This window comes from Bacillus sp. SRB_8 (assembly GCF_003264205.1).
GTDB lineage: Bacteria > Bacillota > Bacilli > Bacillales > Bacillaceae_G > Bacillus_A > Bacillus_A mycoides.
Genome location: NZ_NADT01000038.1, coordinates 46,051 through 57,789, shown reverse-complemented (window position 1 = coordinate 57,789; position 11,739 = coordinate 46,051). Strand labels below are relative to the sequence as shown.

The following is an 11,739-nucleotide window of genomic DNA, read 5'->3' as shown; positions in this document are numbered from 1 at the left end:
GGTTCAAGTCCTCTAGCCGGCATCATTTAGGGGCATAGTTTAAAGGTAGAACTGAGGTCTCCAAAACCTCCAGTGTGGGTTCAATTCCTACTGCCCCTGTAAAGTATGGGCCTATAGCTCAGCTGGTTAGAGCGCACGCCTGATAAGCGTGAGGTCGATGGTTCGAGTCCATTTAGGCCCACCATATATATTCCGCAGTAGCTCAGTGGTAGAGCTATCGGCTGTTAACCGATCGGTCGTAGGTTCGAGTCCTACCTGCGGAGCCATGGCCCGTTGGTCAAGTGGTTAAGACACCGCCCTTTCACGGCGGTAACACGGGTTCGAATCCCGTACGGGTCATAAAAAAAGAGTCAGCATATTGCTGACTCTTTTTTTATTATGTATAAGCCTCTTTTTATCACCTTATTTTTCTGAAATAAATAAAGGGATTTAGGAAAAGCTATGGTATGTATTAAAAGGAGGAGATGAAAAATGACGCAAGTTAGAGAACTTATGAGTACTCATATCGTACATTGTACACCATTAGACAATGTATATGAGGCAGCTGTAAAAATGAAGGAAGAATCGGTTGGATTGATTCCTGTTATTGAAAATAAACAAGTTGTTGGGCTTGTTACTGATCGAGACTTAGTTGTTCGTGGGATTGCTGAAAAACATCCTGGATCTAATCAAATTACAAATGTAATGACAACAAACATTGTTTCAGTTTCTCCAGATGATTCTATTGAAAAAGCTACAGAATTAATGGCACAATATCAAATTAGACGGTTACCGGTTGTTGAGAGCGGTCAACTTGTTGGGATGCTAGCACTAGGTGATTTAGCTATAAGAAAATCAGCAGATGATCAAGCAGGGTTTGCTTTAAGTGAAATCTCAGAGCATACGGAATAAACTATTTATAAAGATCAGATACATTATTCTAGTATATACGGATTAAACTAATATGTTAGCGTGATGTATCTGAGACATTATATAATAAGTATAGCGTCAATATTTTTGACAGTTTTTTTAAATTTGTCATTCCTGATTTTTAATAAGAGAAAAAATGATATACTGAGAGATATAAGTATTATGATAGAATTTGAATATAACAATATTCATTGTTAATGATGTAATAATGAATTAATATTTCCTACATAGATAAAGTGAAACTTTAATTATTGGGGGGTGTCCATCCCAAAATAATTATTAGTTGAACCAATCGGGCTTTTATGGGCAGTTTTATCTCCTACCTAACTTCCTCGCATTCGCAGAATTTTGAGGTGGGAGTCTTACTGCCCGCAAATAGCGGGATAAAAAGGGAAGGGGAATTATATGAGGGCTGTACAGGGCGATCCAAATTGGAATTTGGTTACAGATACATATATAGAACCAAATGATTTCGCTGAGTTATTTTCTTTGCTTGTACCTTGTCATCCAAAAGGTGAAGGGAAAGAGCGAACTATATTAGTATGGAAAGAAAAAGAATTTTATAAAGAAGAAAATTTAGCGCCATTTATCGTATATGGCATGAATAAAGTAAAGAATTTACCGCAGTTTCATAAAGATGAAATTCCAACTCTAGTACGTATTCTTCGTTTATGTCAAGAGATTGGTTGGTATGAAGAGGCAAATGCTTTTATGATAATCCAAGGGCTAGATGAATTTGTCCGAACTTCATTGGAGTATGAAACATGGGATCTTTTGACGAAGGCAGTTGCTTTAAACTATTTAATTATTAAATATCGTATTGGTGAATTAACAGCTGAGGATGTAGAAATTTGGGATCGAGTTAAATTTAATGAGAAATGTATAACAGATTGCAAACATCTATTATCTCATAAAGAAGTATTGGAATTTACATTCTTTTATATGTGTAAGCGAGCTAAGCTACTGTCAAAAGAGCAATTAAATAGTGATATGATGAGTCTGGCAATGTATTGTAATACTTTTGTGTATGATTTATATACACATGACTTATTACGAAAGTATCGTAAGTGTACAGACTTCCTATCATATTATGGACCTAGTCAAGCGGTTTTAGCTTGTCAAAGAGCTGTACTTTCACAAATTTCCGATCGATTAGACCCTTTAAAGACAACTCATGTAGATGATTATTTATATGTGATGAAAGAAATGATGGAGCATATGACGATAGGGGTAATGGATTGGTATGGTCATTTTATTGGAAAGCTACTATCATATGTACCATTTTTCGAAATGATCCAAGTTCCACAGCATGCATATTACTGTGAAGAATTACTGTATATTTGTAAGGGAATTGAATACAAAGAAGAAATACTACGCAATTATATATTTATACAATTACATGATTGTTTACCATCATTCTTTAAACTATTTCTTAAAAATAAGCGTTATGCAACGATTCATGATATTCTTTTCTATTGGTGCGACGATGAACAAAGAATGAGCTTAGAGAAAAAATATAATCTTAGTTTCATTTATGAAAAATATGCTTGTGGATAAACCATATTTTACATATTAAAAATTAATATAAATTAAAAAGGATCTCAAGTTTATGTGAGATCCTTTTTTTGTTAGTAAAGCAAGGAGAAAGTAACTAAGATAAGAAATAACATTCCATAAAGGAGAAATTGTGCAGTATAACTTCCTTGTATACCAAAAAAAGTATTCGTTTTTTCATATAAATTCAATATATATTTCATTGGATTATCTTTGAAAGATTGGTACACAGTGTCTCCTCTTTCTAAGCTTCTTGTTCATGTTTTTGGTTATTAGGAATATGAACGTATCTAGCTATGAATAATAAAATACCTATAAAGAATACAGGAAGTACGGTAGATAAATAAAAACCATTACTAATTATATTTGTTATAAGAGCACTTAAAAGAAAAATCACATTATAAATATGGGCAATTTTTTGTTTTAGCCGCATTTGTAATGCTTCCATAATGATTTCTAAAGCAACAAAAGCAATAATAATAGATAAAAATACAGTGTTCGTATTATAAATGATTAAACAACAGATTAAACCTAAAAAGGCCAGGTATTCAATAAAGAGAGGTATATTGCGTGGCATATAATTTACCTAACTAAATATGGCAGTGGGTTTACTGCATTTGTTTTTTCAAAATTCCATTCCCCATTATGTAATTCAAAATGGAGATGTTGCCCGTATGAATGACCTGTGTTTCCCATATGACCTACTAATTGTCCAGTTTGTACTTGATCACCAGCTTGTACAGTGCGATCCTTCATATGAGCATAAACTGTTGTATATAATTTCCCATTTATTTGATGGGCGATGAACACGACATTGCCGTAGCTAGCCGAATAATAAGATTTCACAACCTTACCTGCAGCAGCAGCTTGAATAGAGACATTTCCTTGTGCTGCTATATCTATACCATAATGCATTTGCTCCCAGCGCATATCAAAAGTGGAGCTGATTTTCCCTTGAGTAGGGAATTTGAAAACTGCTGGAATTGATGCAGGTTGAGCTGTTTTAGCTTGTGGTTGATTTTGCACTACATAGTGTTTTGCTACATATCCGTATCCTGTGCCAAAACGAATTTTATACCAAGTACCTACCGTTTCTACTACTTGTACTTGTGTACCATTTTGTAATGAGCCAAGTAGAGTGCCACTTGTGCTAGCATTGCTACGCACATTTAATTTTGGTGTTGCAACAGTATAAGAAGGAGAACCTTGTACTGTTACACCTTTTACTAGAGGTGTGGATCCATTAGATACAAATGTTTTTTGTACGTAACCAATTTGACCGTTATGTAATATTTTGTACCAATCTCCTTGTTCACCTTGAATGGTAATGAATTGACCATTTGGTAATATATCTAGAATAGAAGACTCTGTATTAGGTTCAGAACGAACGTTTAATGCGTTTGCATTTACGATATATTGAGACTTTGGTTGAACATTTTTTTTGAATAGAATTGCATCTTTTTTCATATAGCCTGTTTTGTTGTTAACAGATACTTTATACCAATCTTGAACTGTTTCAAGAATAGTAACCGGGCTATTAAATCGAATGGTATCAACTATTGCACTGTCTGTATGGCTATTTTGATGTAGTGCAACGTTGTCAATTTTTACATATCCAGTTTTTACTGTAGATGGTTGCTTAGCAGCCGCTGTTTGTATATCGGATTCTCCCATAGAAGGAAGTAAAGAAGCAATTGCGATAGTAGTTGCTGTTAAAGCTGTAGCTTTCATATTCATGTAATAAAGACCTCCTCTAGTTGTATAGTTGTAATTTTATTATAGTATAAAGATATAATATATTGGTCGTATTCACATAAATGTAATATGAAATCAATAAAAATAATGTCAGAAGAGAGATTCGTATATAAATATTGTATATATCATTTGTGAGGTCGCATTTATATTTGTTTAACACGTTAAGATTTGATCCACAATTAAGAAAATTAAAACAGTTGATGATGTCTTATGGCGGTGTTATACTGACAGTGATAATTTTATAGTTTGCTAGGAGGGCTGGTGTTGCCAGCTGAGAGTAGGGCCATAAGCCTTTGATCCTTTTTATTACCTGATCTAGATTATGCTAGCGTAGGGAAGCAATTCGGACATTAACAATGAGTCCCCGTTTCTTTGCGTATAGAAACGGGGCTTTTTTATTTGAAAATTTCATATTAACACCACTAGGGGTGCTTTTCGTGCTGAGAGAGGAATAATCCTTAACCCTTACAACACCTGATCTAGATAATACTAGCGAAGGGAAGTGGAACAACGAATAAATTATAATTTTATTTGCTGTAACCACTTCTTATATACAGAAGTGGTTTTTTTATTGAGATAAATAGATATATAGGAAGGGGAATTATTAATGAAATTTTGTGAAAGATTATTTGATACGGTGCAGCCTGTTTGGGAGAAAAGTCATAATCATCCGTTTGTAGTAGGTATGGGGGATGGTACGTTGGAAAAAGACAAATTCCAGTACTATATTATTCAAGATTATTTATATTTGTTAGATTATGCAAAGCTATATGCAATTGGGGTTGTAAAGGCAACGAATCCACAAGTTATGGCAAAATTTGCAGAGCAAATTGATGGGATTTTAAATGGAGAAATGACGATCCATAAACAGTATGCAAACAAACTTGGCATTACTGTAGAGGAGATAGAATCTGCGAAACCATCTGCTAAAAATTTAGCCTATACAAATTACATGATGTCTGTATCTCAAAATGGCACACTTGCAGAATTAATATCAGCTTTACTTCCATGTATGTGGAGCTATTGGGAGATCGGAAAGCGTTTAAATGATATTCCTGGAGCAAGCGATCATGAGTTCTTTGGAGAGTGGATTCAAGGATATAGTTCTGAAGAATACGGTAACCTTTGTATTTGGTTAATAGATTTATTAAATGAAATGGCAGTTGGAAAGTCAAAGAAAGAGCTAGACCGATTAGAGGAGATTTTCTTATATTCCAGCCGATTTGAATATTTATTCTGGGATATGGCTTATCGTAAGGAGATGTGGGGTTTTGAGGAGCAAGAACATACTACAGTTTCATAATGTTTCCTTTCATTATGATGAGAAACCAATCATCAATGAATTAAATGCTTCTATACAAGATAAAGAGTTTGTAAGTATTATCGGGCCGAGTGGATGCGGGAAAAGTACTTTATTTCGCCTTATTACAGGCTTAGAAGAGGCAAGTACTGGACAGATAGAGCTGACAAAAACAAAGAGTCATCCTGTAGGGTATATGCCCCAAAAAGATATGCTCTTGCCGTGGAGGACGATTATTGAGAATGCTGCCCTGCCGCTAGAGTGCCAAGGTGTGCAGAAGAAAGAAGCGCAAGTAAAAGCGAAAGAACTGTTACATAAATTTGGTTTACAAGGGTACGAGAAAAAATATCCGAAAGATTTATCTGGTGGTATGAGGCAACGCGTATCTTTTATCCGAACTTTATTAACAGGCGGGGAGATATTATTGTTAGATGAACCGTTTAGCGCATTGGACGCTTTAACGAAGGCATCTTTGCAAGAATGGTTGTTTGAACAATGGAAAGAGTGGGAAAAAACAATTTTATTTATCACTCATGATGTTGAAGAAGCATTGTTTCTTTCTAATCGAATTTTGGTTGTAGAAAATCAACCGATAGCAACTTTAACTGAGCGAATTGTGCCGCTTGATCGTAACCGAACAAGAAAAGATTTATATAAGCCTGAAGTGTTAGCGCTTAAAGAAGAGCTCCTTAGTATGTTACAAAGGCAGGTACTCGTATGATGAATCGCTTGAAGGAGTTATTACCTGCCCTAATATTAAGTGGAATTTTACTTGCTCTGTGGGAAGTAGGAGCAAGAATTGTAGATGAGATGTACATTTTGCCATCACCTTCTGCAATTGTAATGAAGATATGGGCGCTGAAAGATATATTATTTACGGTTCATTTACCTGCAACGTTGTACGTCGTTTTAATAGGCGTTGTTATTTCTATCGTACTGGGCGTAGGGCTAGCAATGTTAATGAATGCGAGTACGTGGATGGAAAGAGCATTTTATCCGTTATTAGTTGCTTCACAAACCATCCCGATTACTGCGCTTGCGCCGCTCTTCGTTTTATGGTTTGGATATACCATCTGGAGTAAGGTTGTTGTTACCGTTTTAATTACGTTTTTCCCAATTGCGGTCAATACGTATGATGGACTGCGCAGTACGAAAAAAGAATGGGAGGAGCTATTAGTTACATATGGTGCAACGAAAAAAGATGTTTTTCTAAAGTTAAAGTTGCCATCTGCTCTTCCTTACTTTTTTTCAGCGTTAAAAATTGCGGTACCACTTAGCGTTATTGGGGCAGCGATTGGTGAATGGCTCGGTGCACAAGCTGGGCTTGGATATTTCAGTAAAAGAATGATGACGCAGTTAGACGGAGCTGGTGTATTTGCACCAATTGTATTGTTATCATTATTAGCTATTTTTTTCGTCATACTTATTTCCATATTGGAAAAGAAATTTATTAGTTGGAGGAAACATTCATGAAATTATTAAAACGCATCTTTGTGTTTACATTATTAGTTGCAATGATTGCAGGATGTTCGAGTAACTCGGCATCAGATAAGAATAAATCAGAAAAAGAAATAACAGTAATGCTTGATTGGTACCCGAATGCGGTACATAGCTTTATTTATACGGCAATTGAAAAAGGATACTTTAAAGAAGAAGGAGTCAAGGTGAATATTAAATTCCCTTCTAATCCGACTGATCCATTAACGCTAGCGGCAGCAGGGAAAGTGACAGTTGGTTTGTATTATCAACCAGATGTTGTCATGGCAAAAGCAAATGAACAAATTCCAGTGAAATCAATTGGAGCTGTCGTACGTTCACCGTTAAATCATGTTGTATCACTGAAATCAGCAGGCATTCAATCGCCAAAAGATTTAGAGGGGAAAACAGTTGGATATTCTGGAACACCTTTAAGTGAGATGTATTTAAAAACGATGGTAAAAGAAGCTGGTGGTAATCCAGATACAGTGAAAGTAGTCGATGTTGGCTTTGATTTAGTACCAGCATTAATTACGAAAAAAGTGGATGCGGTAACAGGGGCATACATTAACCATGAAGTACCTGTTATGCGTCATGAAGGTCATGAACCAGCATACTTTAATCCAGCAGATTATGGTGTACCGAACTATCATGAGCTTGTGTTTGTAACGGGTGATAAAACGTTGAAAAAAGATAAAGAAGCATTGCAAGCCTTTTTACGTGGGGCACAAAAAGGGTATGACTTTATGAAGAAAAAACCCGATGAAGCATTAAATATTTTATTAAATCATCAAGAAAAAGAAAACTTCCCGCTTGTACCAGAAGTTGAAAAAGAAAGTATGAAAATTTTATTAGAGAAGATGGAAACGAAAGATGAGCCATTCTTATCGGATTCAAAAGAGTCATGGGAGAAACAAAACAAATGGTTGAAAGACAAAGGAATGACGAAAGAAATCGTTCCAGCCGATGAATTATTTGAAAACATTTTAAAGTAGGCGAATGAATATGAAAAATGAGCTCCATGTAATCTCAAATGGCCATATGCCATTCGAAGAGTTAGTGAATGTAGCGATGCAAATTGAGAGTGAGATCGATTATTTGCATATTCGTGAGCGTGAGAAAAGTACGAAGGAATTGTATGAAGGTGTGGAAAGTCTTTTGGGGAAAGGCTTTCCAGCATCGAAGATAGTGATAAATGATCGAATTGATATTGCTATTCTATTAAATATTCCGCGTGTTCAGCTAGGATATCGAAGCGCAGATGTAAGGTTAGTAAAAGAAAAGTTTTCTTATTTGCATGTCGGTTATTCAGTACATTCGCTAGATGAAGCGATAGTAGCATTTAAAAATGGAGCAGATTCACTCGTTTATGGTCATGTATTTCCGACAGATTGTAAAAAAGGTGTGCCAGCGAGAGGATTAGAAGAAATTGCTCATATGGCAAGTTGTTTATCCATACCAATAACTGCAATTGGTGGGATTACCCCTGAAAATACAGGTGATGTTCTTGCAAATGGTGTAAGTGGCATTGCTGTTATGTCCGGGATTATAAGCAGTAGTAATCCGTATAGCAAGGCGAAATCTTATAAGGAATCAATAAGAAAGTGGGCGGAAAAACATGTGTAAGAAGTATGATGTAGCGATTATTGGCGGAGGTGTAATTGGTAGTTCAGTTGCACACTTTCTAGCAGAAAGAGGGCATAAAGTAGCGATTGTAGAGAAGCAAAGAATCGCATCTGAAGCTTCGAAAGCAGCTGCTGGTTTGCTCGGTGTTCAGGCAGAATGGGATGCATATGATCCGTTGTTTGAGCTTGCTAGAGAAAGCCGTGCTATATTTCCACAACTTGCAGCAGTTTTACGTGAAAAAACAGGCATCGATATTGGGTATGAAGAAAAGGGCATTTATCGCATCGCTCAAAATGAAGATGAGAAGAAAAGAATTCTTCATATTATGGATTGGCAGCAGAAAACAGGTGAAGATTCCCGATTTCTAACGGGGGACCATTTACGGGAAAAAGAGCCGTTTCTTTCCGAGTCAATTATAGGGGCGGTGTATTATCCGAAAGATGGTCAAGTTATTGCACCAGAGCTTACGAAAGCATTCGCACATTCTGCAGCAATTTCCGGAGCTGATATATATGAACAAACAGAAGTGTTTGATATTCGTATTGAAAATAATAAAGTGACTGGAATTGTGACAAGCGAAGGTGTAATCACATGTGAAAAAGTCGTTATCGCCGGAGGATCATGGAGTACGAAATTGCTACATTATTTTCAGAGTGATTGGGGTACATATCCTGTTAAGGGGGAGGTTGTTGCAGTAAGAAGCAGGAAACCTCTGTTGAAAGCTCCTATTTTCCAGGAGAGGTTTTATATTACGCCGAAGCGCGGTGGCCGTTATGTGATTGGGGCAACGATGAAGCCTCATACATTTAATAAATCTGTACAACCAGAAAGTATTACTTCCATATTAGAGCGTGCGTATACAATATTGCCTGCTTTAAAAGAAGCAGAATGGGAAAGTACGTGGGCTGGGTTAAGACCGCAGTCTAATCATGAAGCTCCTTATATGGGAGAGCATGAAGAAATAAAAGGTTTATATGCTTGTACTGGACATTATCGAAACGGCATTTTATTAAGTCCTGTTTCTGGTCAGTATATGGCTGATTTAATAGAAGGAAAGCAGGAGAATCACTTGCTAGATTCATTGCTTTCTAAAACGGTTTAGAAAGGGGATGGAAGTTTGAATTTAAAAATTAATGGTAACCAAATTGAAGTACCAGAGAGTGTGAAAACAGTAGCTGGGCTACTTACACATTTAGAGTTAGATAACAGAATTGTTGTAGTAGAACGTAATAAAGATATTTTACAAAAAGATGATCATAACGATACATCTGTTTTTGATGGGGACCAAATTGAGATTGTAACTTTCGTAGGAGGCGGTTGATTATGTTAAACATTGGACAATTTTCATTTCATTCTAGACTTTTATTAGGAACAGGGAAATTCCCTGATTTTGATGTGCAGCAAAAGGCAATTGATGTTTCTGAGGCTGAGATTTTAACATTCGCAGTACGTCGTATGGATATATTCGATGCGAAGCAGCCTAATTTATTAGAGAAACTTGATGTGAAAAAATATACGTTATTACCGAATACAGCAGGAGCAAAAAATGCTGAAGAAGCTGTTCGTATTGCAAAATTAGCAAAAGCTTCTGGACTTTGTGACATGATAAAAGTAGAAGTTATTGGTGATGATAGAACGTTATTACCTGATCCAGTAGAAACGTTAAAGGCATCTGAAATGTTACTAGAAGAAGGATTTATCGTTCTACCATACACATCTGATGATGTTGTATTAGCTCGTAAATTACAAGAACTTGGTGTACACGCGATTATGCCAGGAGCATCACCGATTGGTTCAGGGCTTGGTATTGTAAATCCATTAAATTTAAGTTTCATTATTGAACAAGCGACAGTACCAGTTATCGTTGACGCTGGTATTGGTAGTCCAGCTGATGCAGCATTTGCAATGGAATTAGGAGCAGATGGTGTGTTATTAAATACTGCAGTATCTGGAGCGAACGATCCTATTAAAATGGCATACGCAATGAAATTAGGTATTGAGGCAGGACGATTAGGGTTTGAAGCAGGTCGTATTGCACGTAAGCGCTGCGCGACAGCAAGTAGTCCTTTAGAAGGAATGAGCGTAGTTGAATAATCGATATTCTCGCCAAGAACTATTTTCTCCAATTGGGGAAGAAGGGCAACAAAAGCTAGGAGAAAAGCATGTACTTATTATCGGTGCAGGTGCATTAGGTAGTGCAAATGCAGAGATGTTTGTAAGAGCAGGCGTTGGTCAAGTAACAATTGTTGACCGTGATTATGTCGATTGGAGTAATTTGCAAAGACAACAATTGTATGCAGAGAGTGATGTAGAGAATAATCTTCCGAAGGCTGTAGCGGCAAAAAAACGTCTAGAAGAGGTTAATAGTGAAGTAAGAGTAGAAGCTCTCGTTCAGGATGTAACGGCTGAAGAGTTGGAAGAACTCGTTACAAATGTTGATGTAATCATCGATGCGACTGACAATTTTGAAACACGTTTCATTGTGAATGATATATCGCAAAAATATTCTATTCCATGGGTTTATGGGGCATGTGTAGGGAGTTACGGTCTTTCTTATACTATTCTTCCAGGAAAAACGCCATGTTTATCTTGTTTATTACAATCGATTCCACTTGGCGGAGCGACATGTGACACAGCGGGGATTATATCACCTGCTGTATCTCTCGTCGTTTCTCATCAAGTAACGGAAACGCTTAAACTGTTAGTAGAAGATTATGACTCGCTTCGAGATGGGCTTGTGTCATTTGATGTATGGAAAAATGAGTATTCATGTATGAATGTGCAAAAGCTTCGTAAACATAATTGTCTATCGTGTGGTGAGCAAGCATTATATCCGTATTTAAATAAGGAAAATACTTCAAAGACAGCGGTGTTATGCGGGAGAAATACAGTTCAAATTAGACCACCTCATAAAGAGAAAATGGATTTTGAACAATATAAAAGATTGCTGAATGATCGTGTGACTGATTTGAATGTAAATCCATATTTATTATCCTTTTCTGTTGGAGAAAAGAGATTAGTTGCCTTCAAAGATGGTCGTGTACTTGTGCATGGAACGAAAGATATAAGTGAAGCGAAAACAATTTATCATCGCTATTTTGGATAGAAAAGGATGAGTG

The 11,739-nt window shown here is 36.4% G+C and carries 13 protein-coding genes, 4 tRNA genes and 2 riboswitches; of the genes, 15 read left to right on the top strand and 2 right to left on the bottom strand.

Going from position 1 to position 11,739, the window contains the following annotated elements; genetic code table 11:
- The first annotated feature begins 28 nt into the window (after positions 1–28).
- The 6 genes from B5P40_RS26095 (at position 29) to B5P40_RS26070 (ending at position 2,466) form a co-directional block, all read left to right on the top strand.
- A tRNA-Trp gene (locus B5P40_RS26095) sits at positions 29–99 on the top strand.
- 8 nt (positions 100–107) lie between these two features.
- Positions 108–184, top strand: a tRNA-Ile gene (locus tag B5P40_RS26090).
- A gap of 7 nt (positions 185–191) precedes the next feature.
- A tRNA-Asn gene (locus tag B5P40_RS26085) sits at positions 192–266 on the top strand.
- A gap of 1 nt (position 267) precedes the next feature.
- A tRNA-Glu gene (locus B5P40_RS26080) sits at positions 268–339 on the top strand.
- A 132-nt stretch (positions 340–471) separates the two neighbouring features.
- The gene (locus tag B5P40_RS26075; RefSeq protein ID WP_002125317.1) at positions 472–891 is read left to right on the top strand and encodes a CBS domain-containing protein; all 420 of its coding nucleotides are present in this window, start codon (positions 472–474) and stop codon (positions 889–891) included.
- 423 nt (positions 892–1,314) lie between these two features.
- A complete protein-coding gene (locus B5P40_RS26070; RefSeq protein ID WP_113710152.1) occupies positions 1,315–2,466 on the top strand; it encodes a DUF3965 domain-containing protein in 1,152 nt (383 codons plus the stop codon).
- A 241-nt stretch (positions 2,467–2,707) separates the two neighbouring features.
- Here the strand turns inward: B5P40_RS26070 and B5P40_RS26065 are convergent, their stop codons facing one another.
- Both B5P40_RS26065 and B5P40_RS26060 read right to left on the bottom strand, forming a co-directional pair.
- On the bottom strand, positions 2,708–3,040 hold the full coding sequence (locus tag B5P40_RS26065) for a hypothetical protein (RefSeq protein ID WP_113710151.1): 333 nt from the start codon (positions 3,038–3,040) through the stop codon (positions 2,708–2,710).
- A gap of 5 nt (positions 3,041–3,045) precedes the next feature.
- A complete protein-coding gene (locus B5P40_RS26060) occupies positions 3,046–4,200 on the bottom strand; it encodes an SH3 domain-containing protein (protein WP_002125323.1) in 1,155 nt (384 codons plus the stop codon).
- Positions 4,201–4,459: 259 nt separating this feature from the next.
- A riboswitch (TPP riboswitch) is annotated at positions 4,460–4,572 on the top strand.
- Between the two features lie 60 nt (positions 4,573–4,632).
- A riboswitch (TPP riboswitch) is annotated at positions 4,633–4,736 on the top strand.
- An 89-nt stretch (positions 4,737–4,825) separates the two neighbouring features.
- On the opposite strand from B5P40_RS26060, the gene tenA reads away from it, so the two are divergent.
- From tenA to B5P40_RS26015, 9 genes are read left to right on the top strand one after another with little or no spacing between them, the layout of a single operon-like run.
- Positions 4,826–5,521 (top strand): thiaminase II, encoded by a 696-nt coding sequence (tenA, locus tag B5P40_RS26055; RefSeq protein WP_113710150.1) that lies wholly within the window; start codon positions 4,826–4,828, stop codon positions 5,519–5,521.
- Positions 5,490–6,239 carry an ABC transporter ATP-binding protein gene (locus tag B5P40_RS26050; protein ID WP_002125326.1) on the top strand — a complete coding sequence of 250 codons (750 nt, stop codon included), beginning with the start codon at positions 5,490–5,492 and terminating at the stop codon, positions 6,237–6,239. Before tenA ends, B5P40_RS26050 begins: the two co-directional genes overlap by 32 nt.
- Positions 6,239–6,991 (top strand): ABC transporter permease, encoded by a 753-nt coding sequence (locus tag B5P40_RS26045; protein ID WP_033708231.1) that lies wholly within the window; start codon positions 6,239–6,241, stop codon positions 6,989–6,991. The genes B5P40_RS26050 and B5P40_RS26045 overlap by 1 nt, the downstream gene beginning before the upstream one ends.
- Positions 6,988–7,989 carry an ABC transporter substrate-binding protein gene (locus tag B5P40_RS26040; RefSeq protein ID WP_002125329.1) on the top strand — a complete coding sequence of 334 codons (1,002 nt, stop codon included), beginning with the start codon at positions 6,988–6,990 and terminating at the stop codon, positions 7,987–7,989. The genes B5P40_RS26045 and B5P40_RS26040 overlap by 4 nt, the downstream gene beginning before the upstream one ends.
- 10 nt (positions 7,990–7,999) lie before the next feature.
- On the top strand, positions 8,000–8,620 hold the full coding sequence (gene tenI, locus B5P40_RS26035; RefSeq protein WP_016101785.1) for a thiazole tautomerase TenI: 621 nt from the start codon (positions 8,000–8,002) through the stop codon (positions 8,618–8,620).
- A complete protein-coding gene (gene thiO, locus B5P40_RS26030; protein ID WP_002186756.1) occupies positions 8,613–9,722 on the top strand; it encodes a glycine oxidase ThiO in 1,110 nt (369 codons plus the stop codon). Before tenI ends, thiO begins: the two co-directional genes overlap by 8 nt.
- 15 nt (positions 9,723–9,737) lie before the next feature.
- On the top strand, positions 9,738–9,941 hold the full coding sequence (thiS, locus tag B5P40_RS26025; protein WP_001049509.1) for a sulfur carrier protein ThiS: 204 nt from the start codon (positions 9,738–9,740) through the stop codon (positions 9,939–9,941).
- Between the two features lie 2 nt (positions 9,942–9,943).
- A complete protein-coding gene (thiG, locus tag B5P40_RS26020; RefSeq protein WP_002186754.1) occupies positions 9,944–10,714 on the top strand; it encodes a thiazole synthase in 771 nt (256 codons plus the stop codon).
- Positions 10,707–11,726 carry a thiazole biosynthesis adenylyltransferase ThiF gene (locus B5P40_RS26015; protein WP_113710149.1) on the top strand — a complete coding sequence of 340 codons (1,020 nt, stop codon included), beginning with the start codon at positions 10,707–10,709 and terminating at the stop codon, positions 11,724–11,726. The genes thiG and B5P40_RS26015 overlap by 8 nt, the downstream gene beginning before the upstream one ends.
- Positions 11,727–11,739 lie beyond the last annotated feature (13 nt).

Bases quoted from the DNA above. Each gene is read 5' to 3' on its own strand.
- B5P40_RS26075 (WP_002125317.1), top strand. From the start codon at position 472: ATGACGCAAGTTAGAGAACTTATGAGTACTCATATCGTACATTGTACA.
- B5P40_RS26070 (WP_113710152.1), top strand. From the start codon at position 1,315: ATGAGGGCTGTACAGGGCGATCCAAATTGGAATTTGGTTACAGATACA.
- B5P40_RS26065 (WP_113710151.1), bottom strand. From the start codon at position 3,040: ATGCCACGCAATATACCTCTCTTTATTGAATACCTGGCCTTTTTAGGT.
- B5P40_RS26060 (WP_002125323.1), bottom strand. From the start codon at position 4,200: ATGAATATGAAAGCTACAGCTTTAACAGCAACTACTATCGCAATTGCT.
- tenA (WP_113710150.1), top strand. From the start codon at position 4,826: ATGAAATTTTGTGAAAGATTATTTGATACGGTGCAGCCTGTTTGGGAG.
- B5P40_RS26045 (WP_033708231.1), top strand. From the start codon at position 6,239: ATGAATCGCTTGAAGGAGTTATTACCTGCCCTAATATTAAGTGGAATT.
- B5P40_RS26040 (WP_002125329.1), top strand. From the start codon at position 6,988: ATGAAATTATTAAAACGCATCTTTGTGTTTACATTATTAGTTGCAATG.
- tenI (WP_016101785.1), top strand. From the start codon at position 8,000: ATGAAAAATGAGCTCCATGTAATCTCAAATGGCCATATGCCATTCGAA.
- thiO (WP_002186756.1), top strand. From the start codon at position 8,613: ATGTGTAAGAAGTATGATGTAGCGATTATTGGCGGAGGTGTAATTGGT.
- thiG (WP_002186754.1), top strand. From the start codon at position 9,944: ATGTTAAACATTGGACAATTTTCATTTCATTCTAGACTTTTATTAGGA.